Source organism: Micromonospora sp. WMMD1076 (assembly GCF_029581475.1).
In the GTDB taxonomy this organism is placed as follows: Bacteria; Actinomycetota; Actinomycetes; order Mycobacteriales; family Micromonosporaceae; genus Micromonospora; species Micromonospora aurantiaca.
The window spans coordinates 4,687,017-4,704,767 of sequence record NZ_CP120862.1 but is presented as its reverse complement, the minus strand read 5'-3'; the positions used below and the strand labels follow the sequence as shown (position 1 = coordinate 4,704,767).

Below are 17,751 nucleotides of genomic sequence, written 5' to 3'. Positions count from 1 at the left end.
GACACCTCTGCTCAGAGTTGAGCACCGGCCACCCTGCGCACTACTGCGCAGACGTCACCGGCCCTCCTCCGGTGGACTGCGTGGTGTTGTCCTGGTTCCCTTCGATGACGGAGCGCCGACGCATGGACCTCGAAACCACGGAGACCGAACGCCTGCGCACGCTGGACCAGCAGCGCGTGTGGCACCCGTACACCCCGACCGACGCCTACCTCAACGCCAAGCCCCTGGTGATCACCCACGGCGAGGGTGTCTACCTGGTGGACAGCGACGGCAACCGCTATCTCGACGCGGGCTCCTCGCTGGGCGTGAACATCCACGGCCACCAACGTCGGGAACTGAACGAGGCGCTGGCCGCGCAGGCGGCGAAGATCGCGCACACCACGCTCTACGGCATGACCCACCCGGGCGCGGCGGAACTCGCCGACCGGCTGGTCCGGCTCGCCCCGGAGGGCATCGACAAGGTGCTGTTCCTGGAGTCCGGCTCCAGCGCCGTGGAGACGGCGATGAAGATGGCGTATTCCTACTGGGTCTTCAAGGGATCGCCGCAGCGCAACAAGTTCGTGTCCATGGGCGGGGCCTTCCACGGCGACACCATCGGCGCGTTGTCGGTGGGCCAGATGACGATCCTGAAGAACTTCTACCAGCCGCTGCTGCGCGAGACCAGCTCGTTCGCCCAGCCGTACGCGTACCGCTGCGGGTTGTGCAACAACAACTGCGACCTGGCCTGCGCGGACACGCTGGAGGAGGTGCTGGAGCGTGAGGGCGACGAGGTCGCCGCCGTGCTCGTGGAGCCGCGCGTGCAGAACGTCAGCGGCATGATCGTGGCGCGCGACGGTCACCTGGCCCGGGTCGCCGAGATCGCCCGCCGGTACGGCGTCCTGCTCATCGCCGACGAGCTGGGTGTGGGCTTCGGCCGTACCGGCCCGATGTTCGCCTGCCAGGCCGACGGCGTGTCGCCCGACATCCTCTGCGTCGGCAAGGGCCTGACCGGCGGGTACATGCCGTTGACGGCGACGATGGCGTCGGCGGAGGTGTTCGACGCGTTCCGCGGTGACGGCAAGATGCTGCTGTCCGGGCACACGTTCTCCGGCAACCCGCTCGCCGTCGCCGTGGCGCTGGCGAGCCTGGACCTGTTCGAGAAGGACGACCTGATCCGGCACGGCCAGGCGCAGGCAGTGGTCCTGGCCGAGGAACTGGACAAGTTCCGCAGGGTGGCGCACGTCGGCGACGTCCGGCAGTGCGGCCTGCTGGCCGCCGTCGAGCTGGTGGCCGACGTGGAGACGCGCGAGCCGTTCCCGATGGAGCTGGGCGTCGCGACGCGCATCACCGAGCGGTGCCGGGAACTCGGCATGATCATCCACTCGGCGCCGAGCGACACCATCGTCATCGTGCCGCCGCTGGTGATGACCGAGGATGAGCTGCGCACGATGGCGCGGATCCTGCTCCAGGCGACGCAGGAGGTCGTGGCGTCGCTGCCGGCCTGAGCGTGGGGAAACGGCAACGGGACGGGCGGAAGGCCCGTCCCGTTCCGTCGTCTCCGGACCGTCTCCGGACCGCCTGCCTCAGGACCGCACGGCGAGATCGGCCAGCAGCGCCTCGGCCAGCTCGGCGGGCGGCCCGGCCAGATAGAAGTGCCCGCCGCTGAACACCCGCAGGCTGAAGCCGGCCGACGTGACGTCGGCCCAGGAGCGCATCTCCACCACGTCGACCTCCGGGTCGGCGTCGCCGGTGAACGCCGACACGGGACAGCGCAGCGGCGGGCCGGGCAACTGCCGGTACGTCTCGTTGACCGCGAAGTCGGCGCGCAGCCCCGGCAGGAACAACGCCATCAGGTCACGCCGGCGCAGCACCTCGTCCGGCGTGCCGCCGAGCGCCGCGACCGCGGGCAGGAACTCGTCCGCGCCGAGCGTGTGCCGGTCCGGCCGGCGGGCGGGCAGGTGCGGCGCGCGCCGGCCGGAGACGAACAGCCGTGCCGGGCCGCCCGGACCGGCTGACAGCCGCCGGGCGGTCTCGTAGGCGACCACCGCGCCCATGCTGTGGCCGAACAACGCGTACGGGCGGTCCGCGTGCGCGCTGATCGCGGCGGCCAGCGGGGGCACGAGGTGGTCGATGCTGGTGTACGGCGGCTCCCGCAGGCGGGACTCCCGGCCGGGCAGCACGACCGGGCAGACGCCCAGGTACGGCTCCAGCGCGGTGCGCCACGGCCGGAAGAACGAGCCGCCGCCCCCGGCGTGCGGAACGCAGTACAGCAGCATCGGGGCGTCCCGGTCGGCCGGGCCCTTGATCCACGGGTCGCTCATCGTTCCTCCTCGTCGGACCGCAGCACCACGTGCCCCACGGTGCCGGTGGCGCCGACCGCGGTGACGAGCGCGCGCAGCGGGACGCCGGTCCACGGCTCGGGCCGGCGCACGAACCGCACCGGCAGCGCGTCGAGGTCGACGAGCGGGTGGGGCGTCTCCGCCAGCAGGGTCGGTACGAGCCGGCGGTGCCGCAGCTGGAGGAGCACCTTGGTCAACTGCGCGAGCCCGGACGCGGCCTCCGCGTGGCCCAGGTTCGGCTTGAGGGTGCCGATCGGCACGCGTACCCCCTCGGGACCGCGCGCGGCGGCGGCCAGGAAGCGGCCCACGGCCTCGATCTCGGCGGCGTCGGACAGGGCGGCCCCGGAGGCCGCGCACTCGACGTACCCGATGTCGGCGGCGGTGAGCCCGGCCCGGCTCACCGCCTCGGCGAGCGACCCGGCGAGGGTGGCCGCGTCGGGCGTGCCGAAGCGGCTCGTCGCGCCGCTGTGCCCCACCCAGGTGCTCTCCACCACGGCGTCGACGCGGTCGCGGTCCCGGCGCGCGTCGCCGAGCCGGCGCAGCAGCAGGGCGCCGGCGCCCTCGCCGGGCGACCAGCCGGCGGCGGCGGCGTCCAGTGCCGGGTGCGGCGTTTCGGCGACCAGGCCCAGCCCGCGCAGCACCGCCACGTGGTACGGGTGCGCCAGCAGGTTGACCGCGCCGACCACGGCGGCGTCGCAGTCGCCCCGGTCGAGGCTCTCGGCCGCCTGGCGCAGGGCGGTGAGCGCCGAGGAGCAGGAGGTGTCCACGGCGACGCTCGGGCCGCGGAAGTCGAAGGTGTGGGAGATCCGGTTGGCGATCTCGGAGCCGGTGCCGGAGATCCGGGCCGGGTCGCCGTCGCGCCACCGGTCGGTGCCGGCGAGCCGGTGGTCGTGCCACATCACACCGACGAAGACACCGACCCGGCCGAGGGACGCCGGGGTGTGGCCGGCGTCCTCCAGGCACGCCCACACCACTTCGAGCAGTACGCGTACCTGCGGGTCGAGGACGGCGGCCTCGGCCGGCGCGATCCCGAAGGCCATGCTGTCGAACGTCTCCAGGCCGGACAGGTAGCCACCGGCCGGTCCGGTGCCCCGCCCGGGCGGGGGCGCGGTGATCGCGCAGTGGCCGGCGTCGAGGTTGCGCCAGAGCGTCCCGACGTCGTCCGCGCCGGGGTAGCGGCCGGCCACCCCGACCACGGCGATCTCGCGCGGCCCGGCGGCGGACGGCCGCCCGGCGGCGGGGGTGCCGGGCGTCTCGGCCTCGTCGTCGCGCGTCACCGGACCGCACAGGAACGCCTGCTGGAACACGTGGTCGTCGTCCAGCCGCAACGCGGCGCGGACCGGCGCCTCGGCGACCGCGCCGACCGGGCACAGCCCCAGCCCGTGGTCGGCCTGGGCGCCCATCAGCACCTGGCCGAGGTAGCCGGCCTCCAGCGCGAGGTACCGGTCGGCGTCGTCGCCGTAGAGCGGGCGGATCGCCCGCGCCTGCCCGACGAGGAGGAGCTGGAACGCCGCCCGGTCGTACACCGGCCGGTTGTAGACGAAGTGCGCGGTGCGGTCCAGGGCGGATCCGTCGCCGATGCGGCGCAGTGTGTGTTCGTCGGGGTGGTGGTAGTAGACGCCGGCCGGCAGTCCGGTGACCCGGTCGCCGGGCACGTGGACGTAGACCTGCACGCCGTAGGTGTCGCCGGCCGACGGGTACAGCCGCCGCGTCCGGTCCCCGTCGGGCAGTGGGCGCAGCAGGCTCAGCAGGCCCGCCACGGTGGACAGCGCAACGGGCCGGTCGAGGAGGTCGCGGCGCGAGGCCCGTCGCCGGTACCGCCGTGGCGCCGGGCGTTCCCCGGGCAGCGGCACGGCCTCGCCGTCGTCGCGCAGGTCCAGCCGGGCCGCGGCGAAGGCGGACCGTTCGGCGGGGGAGAGCACGTCGACCGTCGGCGGCGGCGCGACGGCCGGGGACGGGTCCGCGGGTACGGGCGCGGGCGGGCCGGGCGACAGGTGCGCGGCGATGCCGTCGATCGTCGGGTTCTCCAGCAGTGCCGCCACCGGCACCCGCGTGCCGAGACGCTCGTGCAGCCGGGCCGAGACCTGGACCATGGTGAACGACGTGGCACCCTGGTCCCACAGGTCGGCCGCCGGGTCGACGGTCTCGCCGAGCAGTTCCCCGAACAGTTCCGTGAGCACCTGACGGACACCGGGCTTGTGCGGAGCGTCAGCCGGTCCCGGCGGGTCCGGCGGCCCGGCCGGTGGCGGGGCCGGCGACGTGACCGGCGGCAGCGGCCACGGCAGCCGGGCGCGGTCCAGCTTGCCGTTGTCGGTGGCGGGGAACTGCTCCAGCACGGCCAGATGGCTCGGCACCATGTAGTCGGGCAGCGTCTCGGCGGCGAAGGCCCGCAGGTCACGGACGGCCGGTGCGGCGCCACCGGAGGACAGCAGGTACGCCACCAGCTTGCGTTCGCCGCCCTCCTCACGGGCCACCACCACCGCGTCCTTGACGCCCGGATGGCCGCGCAGCCGGTGCTCGATCTCGCCGAGTTCGACCCGGAACCCGCGGATCTTCACCTGGTGGTCGGCCCGGCCCAGGAAGGTCAGGTTGCCGTCCGGCAGGAACGCCGCCCGGTCGCCGGTGCGGTACATCCGGTCGCCCGGCGGCCCGAACGGGCACGGCACGAACCGGTCCTCGGTGAGGTCCGGCCGGTTGTGGTAACCGGCACCGAGCACCTCCCCGGCGATGTAGAGGTCGCCCTCGACGCCGGGCCGGCACGGGCGCCGGTCGCCGTCCAGGACGTAGTAGCGGGCGTTGTCGATCGGCCGGCCGTAGGGGATGCTGCGCCACCCGGGCTCGACGGCCCCGACGCGGTACCAGTTCGACCACACGGTGGCCTCGGTCGCCCCGCCGAGGTTGACGATCTCGGCGGCGGTGAAACAGGCCCGCAGCTCGTCGGGCAGGGACAGCGGCGTGTGGTCACCGCTGAGGAACACCAGCCGCAGGTCGGTCGTGCCGGGCCCGCCGCGGTGCGCGGCGGTCAGCGGTACGACGTGCGCCAGGGTGGTCGGCGCGGAGTTCCAGAACGTGACCGGCTCCCGCAGCAGGACGTCCAGCAGCAGCGCCGGGTCCTTCTGCTGCTCGGAGTCGGCGACGTAGATCGAGGCGCCCCAGCCCAGCAGCCCGAGGATGTCGAACACGGACAGGTCGAAGCCGAGCGACGTCACGCACAGCCCGGTGTCCTCCGGTCCGAAGCGGAACGTCCGGCGCGCCCAGTGCAGGAGGTTGTGCACGGCCCGGTGGGTGACCGCGACACCCTTGGGCCGGCCGGTGCTGCCGGAGGTGAAGATGACGTACGCGAGGTCGTCCTCGCCGGTGCACGGCTCCGGGTCCGGCACGGCTGCGGAACCGACCCGGTCGGCGTGGACCACGGCGATCCCGTCCGGCCCGCCCGGCGCCGGCAGGTCCAGGTCGCTCGTCGTGACGAGCGCGACCGCGCCCGCGTCGGCGAGCATCAGCGCGGCCCGCGCCGGCGGCAGCGACGGCTCCACCGGCAGGTAGGCGCCACCGGCCTTGAGCACGCCGTACACGGCGGCGACCATGAGCGGCCCCCGGACGACGCTGATCCCGACCACGGACCCGGCGCCGACGCCCGCGGCGCGCAGCCGGACCGCGATCCGGTTCGCCACCGCGTTCAGCTCACCGAAGGACGTGGTCCCGCCGCGCCCGCGTACGGCCACCGCCTCGGGCCGGGTCCGGGCCTGGGCCTCGAACAGCAGGTGCACGGGCCCGGCGTGCGGGAACTCGACGGCGGTGTCGTTCCACCCGTACACGGCGTCGCTGAGGTCGGCCAGTTCGGCCAGCGCCGACCGGTACGAGTCGAAGATCCGGTCCAGGTCGTCGTCGCCGATCGCGCCCTCGGTGGCGTCCCAGAACAGCCGCAGCGTGTCGTCGCCCTCGTCGATCGCGATGCAGTCCAGCGCCACGTCGGGCGTGCACGTCAGCCACGGACCGGCTGTCACGCCGTCCGGCAGCGGCACGTCGCCGAGTTCGAGCAGCCCGGTGCACACGACCGGGTACCCGCCGCCGCCGTCGCGCATCCGCCGCAGCACCAGCCGCCGCAGCTCGGCCAGGCCCGAGGCGCCGTCCGCCGCCGCGTCGGCGGTGATCTGCCGGTCGTAGCGCTCGGCGAGGTCGAGCAGGCCCTCGCCCGGTTCGCCGGCGGCCAGCCAGCTCAGCGCGGTCAGCTCGGCGGGCCGGAACGGCTCGGACCGCGGCGTCCAGCGCACCAGCGGCACCGCGAAGCGGTCACGGTGGCAGGTGCCGATCGCCGTGGTGAGCGCGGCCATGAGCAGCGCGTCGAGGGCGAGGCCGCGTTCCCGGGCCAGTCGCCGGATTCGCGTCCAGCCCGGCACCCGGGCGGTACGTCGCCGCCGTGGCCCGGTGTGCGCCTCGATCGGCGGGCCGGGCGGAAGGTCGGCCAGGCGGTCCCGCCAGTACCGGCGGGCGTGCGGGTCCGGTGCCGCCTGCGGCGCGCGGGGCGGCCCGGCCACCGGCGTGCCCGGCTCGGCGTAGCGGCGCATCAGCTCGCGCAGCAGCAGGTGGATGCTGCGGCCGTCGGCCACCAGCAGGTCCAGCGCCACGTGCACGGTGGCCGCGCCCGCCTCGTCCACCTGGACGCGCAGCTCACCCTGGGGGAGCCGGCCGAGCGGGAAGGCCCGGCCCACCATGTCCCGCTGCACCGCGTCGCACGACGGCGCGCCGCCCGGTTCGTCCGGTCCGGTCACCGGGATGTGCCACCGGTCCGGCACGTCCTCGCGGGTGACCAGCCGTCCGTCCGGGGTGACGACGGTCCGCAGCGGCTCGTGCGCGGCGAGCAGGCCCAGCCAGGCCGCCTCCAGCCGGGGCAGGTCGAGCCGGTCCACGGCGAAGGCGTGCACCACCTGGCAGCCGCTCCACGGGCCGGTGCCGCCCGTGGTCCGGGCCACGAAGTACGCCTGCTGGAGGTCGTTCAGGGGCCGGCCGGCGTCGTCGGGGACGGGCCGCAGCCAGCGCAGCGTGTTGACGAACCAGGCGAAGGTCGCGGCGACCACGCCCGGGCCGAAGGCGTCCTCCGCGACGTCCCACCGCACGCGCAGTTCGCCGTCGCGCTCGCCGATCTGCGCGTCGAGCGTGACGCCGGTGGTCTGGCTGACCGCGTACCGGCCGTCGGCGCCGGTCCCGCCCACGTCGAGCAGGCTGGTGAACACGACCGGTAGCTGCGCCGGGACCGGCAGCCGGCGGGACCGCAGCTCACGGAGCGCGGCCACACCGGGCACGTCGGCGTGCTCGAGGTCGCGGCGCAGCCGGTCGTGGACCGCCTGGGCGGCCTCGGCGAACGGCCGCCCGGTCGCCGTCTCGGCGACGAACACGGTGGTCGAGGTGAACGGCCCGGGCACACCCGCCGCCTCGGCGGGCAGCCAGAGCCGGCTGTTCGTGGTCAGCACGAGCGAGAACGCCGCGTCGGCTCCGGCCCGCCGCAGCGCCTCGGTGAAGGCGGTGAGCACCACAGCGGTCGGTGAGACGCCGAGATCGCCCGCGTACGCGGTCACCGCGGCCCACTCGCGTCGCGTCAGCGCCGCCGTGTACGGCACCCGCACCGGGCCGGGCTCCGCGCCGGAGGTGGGCAGGGCGGGTCCGGGCGGCAGGTCGCGCAGCGCGGCGGCCCAGTACTCCAGGCCGGCGCGGTACCCGTCGCCGTCGCGGTGGGCGGCGAGGGCCACGCCGAGGTCCCGCAGGCCGGTACCGGGGGCGGGCAGCTCGCGCCCGGCGTCGTCGTACAGCGCCCAGAGCTGCCCGACGAGCAGCTCCAGCCCGGCGCCGTCGACGATCGCCGCGTCGACGCTGAGGTGCAGCACACCGCCGCCGTCCGGGGCCCGGGTCACCTCGACCGTCCACAACGGCTCGTCGGCCGAGCCGTAGGAGTGGTGGGAGAGGCGTCGGCGTACGTCCTCGGCGTCGGCGCCGACCGGCATGGTCCAGTCCGGTGGCCGCTCGGCCACCCGCTGGCGCCCGTCGGGGGTCAGCACGAGCCGCAGCGCCTCGTGGTGCCCGACGAGCCGCCCCCAGGCCGCACGCAGGCGGTCCACGTCCAGTTCGGGGATGTCGTACTCGCGGTAGAGGTGGCAGCCGGGCAGACCGGTCGCCTTGGCCAGCAGGTACCCCTCCTGGAGCGGGGTGAGCGGGAACGGCTCGTGCCGCCGCGCGGGCTCGGGGCGTACGCCGGGACGCAGCCCCGCGCCGGCGGGCGCGGCGTGGACGGCCAGCTCGGCCAGCTCCCGGGCGGTGGCGCAGCGGCGCAGCGCGTCGGTCGGCAGCTCGGTGCCGAACGCGGCGCCGACCTCCAGCAGCAGCCGCGCGGCGGCGAGGGAACCGAGTCCCAGGTCGCCCAGGGCCGTGTCGGCGTCCGCTGTGACCCCGGCCGGCAGCACGCCCGACAGGACGTCCAGGACGATCTCCACGCGGTCCGGGATGGCGGTCTGCTCGTTCATGCGCTCCCCGCTCCGAAGGCCGGCGTTCGCCGCAACCTAAGCGGCACCGGACCGGACGTGCTGCTCAACTCTGGGCAGCACGTCCGTCCGGTGGGGCCGGACAGTCCAAGTCGTGTCCTCCAGACCGAAGTCCGCCTGGGTGTTCCCGGGGCAGGGCGCGCAGCGCCGGGGCATGGGCGGTGACCTGTTCGACCGCTTCCCGGCCGAGTGCGCCGCCGCCGACCGGATCATCGGCGTACCGGTGGCCCGGCTGTGCCGGGACGACACCCTGCTCGGCGACACCCGGTACGCCCAGCCGGCGCTGTTCGTCGTCGGCGCGCTGGCCTACCTGGCGGCACGCGACGAGGAGCCGCCGCCGGACTACCTCGCCGGGCACAGCCTCGGCGAGTACGCGGCGTTGTTCGCGGCCGGCTGCCTGGACTTCGAGGAGGCGCTGCGCCTGGTGTGCCGCCGCGGCGAGATCATGGCCCGGGCGGCCGGCGGCGGCATGCTCGCCGTCCTCGGCGAACGGCTGGACCGGCTGCCCGGGGTGCTCGCCGACGCCGGTGTCGACGACGTGGACGTCGCCAACGACAACGCCGACGGCCAGGTGACGCTCTCCGGCCCGCGCGAGTCGCTGTCGGCGGTGGCGCGGGCGGTCACCGGCGCCGGTCTGGGCCGGTGCGTCCCGCTTCCGGTGGCCGCCGCGTTCCACTCGCGGTACATGCGCGCCGCGGCGGGCGAGTTCGCCGAGGTGCTGTCGCAGGTCCGCTTCGCGCCGCCGCGGGTGCCGGTGATCTCCAACGTGACCGCCCGGCCGCACGACCCGCTGCTGCTGCCCGACCTGCTCGCCGTGCAGCTGCGCCGCCCGGTGCGGTGGCGCGAGACCATGGCGTACCTGGTCGGCCACGGCGTGCGCACGGTGCGCGAGCTGGGTCCGGGCCGGGTGCTGACGGACCTGTTCCGTCCGGTGCTCGCGGCGGCGCCGGCCGTGCCGGACGGCGGTGATCCGGGACCGGCGGCGCTCGGCTGCCAGCGGTTCCGCGCCGACTACGGCGTCACGTGGTCCTACCTCGCCGGCTCGATGTACCGCGGGATCAGCTCGGTGGCGATGGTCGCCCGCCTGGGCAAGGCGGGCCTGCTCGGCTTCTTCGGCGCGGGCGGCTTCGACCGCGACGAGGTCGAGGCGGTCCTGCGCTCGCTCACGGCGGATCCCGGTCCGGGCCGCTTCGGCATGAACCTGCTGGCGATGCCGGACAACCCGGCGCTGGAGTCGGCGCTGGCGGAGCTGTACGTCCGGCACGACGTGCGTTACGTCGAGGCCGCCGGGTACACCGGGGTCACCGCGGCCCTGGTGCGGTTCCGCTTCGCCGGCGCGCACCTGACGGCCGACGGCACCCCGGTCGCCGTCCGGCACGTCGTGGCGAAGGTGTCCCGGCCCGAGGTGGCGGCCGCGTTCCTGGCCCCGCCGCCGGCGGCGATGCTCGCCGCTCTCGTGGCCGAGGGTGCGCTGTCCGCCGGGGAGGCCGCCGCGGCGGCGCGGCTGCCGGTGAGCGGCGACCTGTGCGCCGAGGCCGACTCGGCCGGGCACACCGACGCGCGGTCCGCGCTCACCCTCGTGCCGGACCTCGCCCTGCTGCGGGACGCGGAGATGCTCCGGCACCGCTACCACGAACGGATCCGGGTCGGCGCCGCGGGCGGTCTGGGCACCCCGGAGTCGGTCGCCGCGGCGTTCGTGCTCGGCGCCGACTTCGTGGTCACCGGGTCGATCAACCAGGCCACGCCCGAGGCCGGGACGTCACCCGAGGTCAAGGACCTGCTGGCGGGCGCCGGGATCCAGGACACGGCGTACGCGCCGGCCGGTGACACGTTCGAGATCGGCTCCCGCGTGCAGGTGCTGCGGCGCGGCACGATGTTCGCGGCGCGGGCCACCCAGCTGCTCCAGCTCTACCACCGCTACGACACCTGGGACGAGGTGCCCGCCGCGATCCGCGACGCCGTGGAACGGACCACCTTCCGCCGGCCGTTCGCGCAGGTGTGGCGGGAGACCGAGCGGCACTACCGGGACACCGGCCGGGCCGCGGAGGTGGAGCGGGCCGGCCCGCGACGGCGGATGGCACTGGCGTTCAAGTGGTACTTCGCCCACGCCACGGAGGTGGCGCTGCGCGGCGACACCACCGAACGGGCGAACTTCCAGGTCCACACCGGGCCGGCGATGGGCGCCTTCAACAGGTACGTGCGCGGCACCGAACTGGCCGACTGGCGGCTGCGGCACGTCGACGTCATAGCCGAGCTGCTGATGCGCGGGGCGGCCGACGTCCTGCGCCGGCACTGTCCGCCGGTGGCCATTAGTGAGCAGAGCCGCTGGTCCGATGCTGACTAGCGTGTCCGGGCGCCCACCGAACCAGCCGAAGCGAAGGAGTCTCCGATGACCACCACATCGAGTCCGCCGTTCGTGTTGCCGACCGCCCAGGCCCAGACCTCGATCGACCGGGCCGCGATCCTGCACTCGGGCAACGCCGGCGTGATCGTCGAACGGGTCGGTCAGTTGCGTGCCGAGTTCCGCTCCGAGGCCCGGCAGTTCGCCCGTGAGCTGTCGGAGTACCTCAACACCAACTACGCCGGCATCATCACGGTGTTCGTCTACGAGGAGACCTTCGGCACGAAGGACCGCCTCCACTGGCTGATGCACCTGAAGTCGCTGCACGCGTACGAGACGCTGATCGAGATGGGCAGCCGCGACGCCGGCTGGCGGGACATCATCATGCGCCAGCGCATCGACCCCGCGCGCGGCGGCGGCACGTGGGACCGGATGTTCCTCGACGGCGACCTGCACGAGACGGTGCTCATCCCGTCGGCCTTCGGCATGTACGGCACGTCGGACGAGACGCCGGACTCGGTGCGGACCAGCGACGGCGCCGCCACGTTCACCGTACCCACCGCGCAGCTCCAGACCGACGTGCCGGTCGAGGAGCAGCTCAACTCCGCCACCTGCGGCATCCTCATGCACCGCACCGGCGAGCTGCGCTACGAGTTCCGGGCCGAGGGACGCGCGTTCGCCCGGGCGCTGTGCGAGAGCTGGAACCGGGTGCTAGCCGGCCACGCCACCATCTACCTGTACGAGGAGGCGTTCGGCCGGTCCGACCGCATCCACCACTTCATCCACCTGAAGTCGCTCAGCTCGTACTACACGCTGATGGGCGTCCGCGCGATGAGCGATCCGGCCACCCGCGAGGTGTTCACCCGCCAGTGGATCCCGGAGGAGAAGGGCGGCGGCGGCTGGGAACGGATGTTCGTCCAGTCCAGCCTGTCCGACCTGTCGCTCACGCCCCAGCACTGGGGCATGTACGCCACCAAGACGGAGCGGTGACCGATGCCCGTGACTGACTGCCTGCACACGGTCTTCTCCCGGCGGGCGGCGGAACAGCCGCACCGGATCGCGGTGACCTGCGGCGATCACCGGCTGTCCTACAGCGAGCTGGACCGCCTGTCCGGTGAGCTGGCCGAGCGGCTGCGCGGGTACGGGGTCGGCCCCGGCGTCCACGTCGGGGTGTGCGTCGACCGCTCGGTCGACCTGGTCGTGTGCGTCCTGGCGGTGGTGAAGGCGGGCGGCGCCTACGTGCCGGTGGACGCCGAGCATCCGGCCGCGCGGGTCGCGGCCGTGCTGGCCGGCAGCCGGGTTCCGGTGACGGTGGCGGTGACCCGGACCGCCGACTCGCTCGCGGAGTGGTCGGGTCCGGTGCTGTGGGCCGACGACAGCGAGGGCGACGACGACACCGACGACGAGGACACGGACGGCGAGGGCACGGCCGGCGAGGCCGCGGCCGGTGCCGGCCCGGCGTACCGGGCCGCCGGCGCGGACGCGGTGCGGGAGCCCGCCGGTGAGGCCGGGCCGGACGACCCCGCGTACGTCATCCACACGTCGGGTTCCACCGGGGCGCCGAAGGGCGTGGAGGTGTCGCACCGCAGCGTCGTGGCGCTGCTGGAGCACGGCACCGAGCGGTTCGGCTTCGGCGGCGACGACACGTGGACGCTGTTCCACTCGATCGGCTTCGACTTCTCCGTCTGGGAGCTGTGGGGGGCGCTGCTGTCCGGCGGCCGGCTCGTCGTCGTACCGGGGCGCGTCGCCCGGACCCCGGCGCTGATGCTGGACCTGGTGCGGCGCGAACAGGTCACGGTGCTCAACCAGACCCCCTCGGCGTTCCGCCAGCTCGCCGCCGCCTACCTGGCCGACGAGGGCCCGGACGACCTGCGCCTGGTGGTGTTCGGCGGCGAGCGGCTCGACGTCGCGATGCTGGCGCCGTGGATCACCAGGCGCGGCGACGACCGGCCGGTACTGGTCAACATGTACGGCATCACCGAGGTGACCGTGCACGCCACCGCCCGCCGGATCGTCGCGGCGGACCTCGACCGGCCGTCGGTGAGCCCGATCGGCCGGCCCCTGCCCGGCGTACGGATCGAGCTGCGCGACGAGACCGGCGCGCCGGTGCCGGACGGCACGCCGGGGGAGCTGTACGTGGCGGGCGCCGGGCTGGCGCGGGGCTACCTGCACCAGCCGGAGCTGACCGCCGAGCGTTTCGCCGAGTCCGGCGGTGAGCGCTGGTACCGCTCCGGGGACCGGGCCGTGCGGACCGACGGCGACCTGGTCTACCTCGGCCGGGTCGACAGGCAGTTGAAGGTCCGCGGCTACCGGATCGAACCGGGCGAGGTGGAGGCGGCGGTCCTGGCGCACCCCGGCGTCGGCACCGCGCTGGTGACCGCCCAGGACTTCGGCGAGGGCGACGTACGCCTGGTCGCCTACGTCGCGCCCCCGCCCGGCGCGGACCCGTCCGCGCTCACCGAGGCGGACCTCGCCGCGACCGTGGCGGACCTGCCCGGCTATCTGCGGCCGTCCCGCTTCCACGTGGTCGCCGACATCCCGCTCACCGTGCAGGGCAAAGCCGACGTGGCGGTCCTGGACCGCCTGGCCGAACCGGCCGAACCGGCCGGCGACGACGCCGTGTCCGGGGTGAAGGCCATCGCCGACGAGGTGCTGCGCCGCGACGTGCCGGTGGACGGCGACCTGTTCGACCTGGGCGCCACGTCGCTGGCCCTCGCCCGGATCGTGGCCATGGTGAACGACCGGTTCGGCATCGCGCTGACCGGCGCCGAGATGGAGGAGCCCACGGTCGGGTGCCTCGCCGAGGTGGTGGACGCGTCCCGACGCCACCATTCCCTGCAACAGGTAGGAGGATGACATGGAGGACGACTACACGCTCACCGACCAGGAGCTGGCCGACTTCCACCGCAACGGGTACTTCGGCCCGTTCCCGGTGTACGAGGTCGAGGAGATGCAGCGGCGGTGGCGGCGGGAACGGCTGCGCCTGCTGGACCGCTCGCACGCGGTCTACCAGGACGAGGCCGCGCTCTCCGGGAACACCAACATCTCCAATTACGACCGGCACCTGGACAACGAGTTCCTGGCCGACCACGTCTGCCACCCGCGGATCGTCGACCGCGTCGTCAGCGTGCTCGGCCCGGACGTGCAGTGCTGGCGGTCGGAGTTCTTCCCCAAGTACCCCGGCGACGAGGGCACCGACTGGCACCAGGCCGACACGTTCGCCAACGCCTCCGGCAAGCCGCAGATCCTCTGGCCCGGCGACGCGAAGGACTTCGGCGGCACGATCACCGTCTGGACGGCCTTCACCGAGGCCAACGAGGAGACCGGGTGCCTCCAGTTCATCCCGGGCACCCACCGGACGATGTTCTACGACGAGACCAAGCGCATGCACTACGACCCGTCCTCCATCAACAGCACCGACAAGGACGGCGTGCGCCGCGGCTTCTTCGGCTACGACTACCGCGAGCTGCAGATCGACCCGGACTGGAAGCCCGACGAGTCCAGGGCGGTGTCGATGGTGATGCGGCCCGGCGAGGCGATCATGTTCTGGTCGACGCTGATGCACGCGTCGCTGCCGCACGCGGGACGCACCGAGGAGATGCGGCTCGGCTTCGCCGGCCGGTACGTGCCGGTGTCGGTGGACGTCTACCCGGACACCGACGTCATCGAGGAGTACGGCGGCGCCGTGTCGCTGGACCGCTGGGGCTCGGTCCTCGTCGCGGGCCACAACGGCAACCCGCGCAACCGGATGGCGACCGAGACCACGCGGGGCCACCGGTTCACCCGGCGGGACCGCTCCGGGGCGCGGGTGTCACCGGCATGACCGTCTTCGAGGTCGTGAAGGCGAGCCTCGTCGAGGTCGTCCCGGACGTCGACCCGGCGAGCGTCACCGCCGGGCGCACGCTGAGCGACCTCGGCTGCACGAGCATCGACCGGGCCGAGGTCGTGACGCTGGCCATGGAGCGGCTCGGCATCGTGGTGCCGATCTCCGAGTTCCGCGACGTCAACGACCTCGACCGGATCGTCGAGCTGCTGCGGACGCACATGTGAGCACGGTCGCGGTGACCGGCACCGGGATCGTCTGCGCGATCGGTGCGGACGTCCCGTCGTTCACCACGGCGCTGCGGGCGGGCCGCAGCGGTGTCGTCGGCACCGCTGACGGCCTGGCCGCGCCGATCACCGGGTGGTCGTTCGACGACGCGGTGGCCGGCGTGCCCGAGCCGCTGCGCCGCCGGGCGGTCCGGGCCGCGGCGCGGGCGCCGCAGCCGGTGCGGGCCGCCGTCGCGGCGGCGCTCCAGGCGTGGACCGGGGCCGGCCTGCCCGGCGCCCGGATCCCCGGCGACCGGGTCGGCGTCGTGGTGGCCGGGCACAACCTGACCGCGCGGTACACGCACGAGCTGTACCGGACCTGGCAGGAACGGCCGGCGTACCTGCCGGCGCGGTTCGCCCTGCACGTCCAGGACACCGACCACGTCGGGACGCTCAGCGAGGTGCTGTCCGCGACCGGCGAGGGTTTCACCGTCGGCGGGGCCTCGGCCAGCGGCAACGTCGGCATCGTGCACGCCGCCCGGCTGGTCGCCGCCGGCGCTGTGGACTGCTGCGTCCTGGTCGGCGCGGTCACCGAGCTGACACCGATGCACCACCGGGGCTTCGCGGTGCTCGGTGCGCTCGCCGAGCCGGGTGGCGACCCGGCTGCCGCCTGCCGGCCGTTCGACCACGACCGGCGCGGTTTCGTCCCCGGCGAGGCCGCCGCGGCGCTGGTGCTGGAACACCCGGCCGCCGCGGCCCGGCGCGGTGCGGCGGTCCTGGCGACGGTGGCCGGGTACGCCCTCGGCCTGGACGCCAACCGGCTCGCCGACCCCGACGCGGCCGGGCAGGCCCGCGTGATCCGGGCCGCCCTGGCCGCCTCGGGGCTGGCCCCGCACGAGGTGGACTACGTCAACGCCCACGCCACCGGTTCCCGGCTGGGCGACGAGACGGAACTCGCGTCGCTGCACGAGGTGTTCGGCGCCGCCGCCGGCCGGCCGTGGGTGAACGCCACCAAGGCGCTGACCGGTCACTGCCTCGGCTCGGCCGGGGTGGTCGAGGCCGTCGCCACCGTCGCGCAGCTCACCGGCGGCTTCGTGCACCCCAACCCGAACCTGGCCCGACCGATCGACGCCCGGATCCGGTTCGCCGGCGCCGGGCCCGAGCCCGCCCGGCTGCGGTACGCGCTGTCCACCGGCTTCGGCTTCGGGGGCATCAACACGGCCGTGGTCCTCGCCCGTACCGCCGATGGAGGTTGAACGATCATGTACGACGTCGTCGTCGTCGGGGCCCGCTGCGCGGGCGCGCCGACCGCCATGCTCCTGGCCCGCCAGGGTCACCGGGTGCTGCTGCTGGACCGCAGCGCCTTCCCGGCCGACAAGCTCTCCACGCTCTACATCCAGCAGCCGGGCGTCGCGCGGCTGGCCCGCTGGGGTCTGCTGGACGCGATTCGGGCCACCGGCTGCCCGCCGCTGGACCACGTCGTCTACGAGCTGGGTGACGTGCGCGTCGAGGGCTGCTGCAGCGGCATCGACGGCATCCGCGCGGCGTACGCGCCCCGCCGCTCGATCCTGGACCCGCTGCTGGCCGGCGCCGCTGTGGACGCCGGCGCCGAGTTCCGCGACGACTGCCGGGTCACCGGCCTGCTGTGGGAGGACGACCGGGTCGTCGGGGTACGTACCGACCGCGGCGACGAGCGGGCCGCGCTGGTCGTCGGCGCCGACGGGATGCGCTCCACAGTCGCCGGGCTCACCGGCGCGCCCACGACGACGTCCCACCCGCCGCTGACCTGCGCGTACTACGCGTTCTGGGACGGGCCGAAGACGCACTTCGAGATGTACGAGGGCGACACCGGCTGGGTGTCCGCGGTGCCGACGAACGACGGCGCGGTGCTCATCGCCGCCTACTACCCGCAGCAGCGCTTCGACGAGGTCCGGCACGACGCGCGCGCGGCCTACCTCGACAACGTGCGGACCAACGCGCCGCGGCTGTACGAGCAGATGGAGCGCGGCCGGCAGGTCGGCGGCGTGCACGGCACGGGTGACCAGCAGAACTTCTTCCGCCGCGCGCACGGCCCGGGCTGGGCGCTCGCCGGCGACGCCGGCCACCACAAGGACTCGCTGACCGCGCGCGGCATCTCCGACGCGTTCATGCAGGCCGACCTGCTCGCCGAGTCGGTGGGCGAGCACCTGGCCGACCGGACACGGCTGGACGCCGCGCTGGCCGACTACGACCGGGAACGTGAGCAGCGGCTGATGGAGAACTACCAGGCGACCCTGCTGGTGGCCCAGGCCGAGGCCCGGGACAAGCGCCGTGCGCTGCTGCGCGCCGTCGGCAGCAGCCCCGAACTGACCACCCGCTACTTCGACGCGGTGGCCGGGATCGCGTCGCTGCGGGAGCTGTACACACCGGAACTGATGGCGCTGATGTCCGCCCCGACGGCCCCCTGACACCGCGCCCTATTGAGCAGACACCCGTGCCGGTGATCGGCGACCGTCAGATCCGCAGACGTCTTGCGATCCGACCTCACCGGCAC

10 protein-coding genes are annotated in these 17,751 nt (G+C 74.5%); 8 read left to right on the top strand and 2 right to left on the bottom strand.

What is annotated here, in order from left to right; genetic code table 11:
- Positions 1-122: 122 nt before the first annotated feature.
- Positions 123-1,484, top strand: coding sequence for an adenosylmethionine--8-amino-7-oxononanoate transaminase (gene bioA / locus O7622_RS22265; RefSeq protein WP_282310134.1), 1,362 nt, complete (start codon positions 123-125; stop codon positions 1,482-1,484).
- 78 nt (positions 1,485-1,562) lie between these two features.
- Here the strand turns inward: bioA and O7622_RS22260 are convergent, their stop codons facing one another.
- Together O7622_RS22260 and O7622_RS22255 are read right to left on the bottom strand one after the other, a co-directional pair.
- Positions 1,563-2,300: an alpha/beta fold hydrolase gene (locus O7622_RS22260; protein WP_282310133.1), complete on the bottom strand. Its 738-nt coding sequence runs from the start codon at positions 2,298-2,300 to the stop codon at positions 1,563-1,565.
- Entirely contained in the window at positions 2,297-8,830 is a 6,534-nt protein-coding gene (locus tag O7622_RS22255) for a non-ribosomal peptide synthetase (RefSeq protein ID WP_282310132.1), read from the bottom strand. The genes O7622_RS22260 and O7622_RS22255 overlap by 4 nt, the downstream gene beginning before the upstream one ends.
- A gap of 112 nt (positions 8,831-8,942) precedes the next feature.
- Between O7622_RS22255 and fabD the strand changes: the two genes are divergently transcribed.
- From fabD to O7622_RS22220, 7 genes are read left to right on the top strand one after another with little or no spacing between them, the layout of a single operon-like run.
- Positions 8,943-11,192: an ACP S-malonyltransferase gene (fabD, locus tag O7622_RS22250; RefSeq protein WP_282310131.1), complete on the top strand. Its 2,250-nt coding sequence runs from the start codon at positions 8,943-8,945 to the stop codon at positions 11,190-11,192.
- Positions 11,193-11,237: 45 nt separating this feature from the next.
- Positions 11,238-12,179: a DUF6039 family protein gene (locus O7622_RS22245; protein ID WP_282310130.1), complete on the top strand. Its 942-nt coding sequence runs from the start codon at positions 11,238-11,240 to the stop codon at positions 12,177-12,179.
- A gap of 3 nt (positions 12,180-12,182) precedes the next feature.
- Positions 12,183-14,045, top strand: coding sequence for a non-ribosomal peptide synthetase (locus tag O7622_RS22240; RefSeq protein WP_282310129.1), 1,863 nt, complete (start codon positions 12,183-12,185; stop codon positions 14,043-14,045).
- A gap of 1 nt (position 14,046) precedes the next feature.
- Positions 14,047-15,012, top strand: coding sequence for a chlorinating enzyme (locus O7622_RS22235; protein ID WP_282310128.1), 966 nt, complete (start codon positions 14,047-14,049; stop codon positions 15,010-15,012).
- Positions 15,009-15,239 (top strand): phosphopantetheine-binding protein, encoded by a 231-nt coding sequence (locus O7622_RS22230; RefSeq protein WP_013287026.1) that lies wholly within the window; start codon positions 15,009-15,011, stop codon positions 15,237-15,239. The genes O7622_RS22235 and O7622_RS22230 overlap by 4 nt, the downstream gene beginning before the upstream one ends.
- The gene (locus O7622_RS22225; protein WP_282310126.1) at positions 15,236-16,474 is read left to right on the top strand and encodes a beta-ketoacyl synthase N-terminal-like domain-containing protein; all 1,239 of its coding nucleotides are present in this window, start codon (positions 15,236-15,238) and stop codon (positions 16,472-16,474) included. Before O7622_RS22230 ends, O7622_RS22225 begins: the two co-directional genes overlap by 4 nt.
- A gap of 6 nt (positions 16,475-16,480) precedes the next feature.
- The gene (locus O7622_RS22220) at positions 16,481-17,665 is read left to right on the top strand and encodes an NAD(P)/FAD-dependent oxidoreductase (RefSeq protein ID WP_282310125.1); all 1,185 of its coding nucleotides are present in this window, start codon (positions 16,481-16,483) and stop codon (positions 17,663-17,665) included.
- The last annotated feature ends 86 nt before the right edge of the window (positions 17,666-17,751 follow it).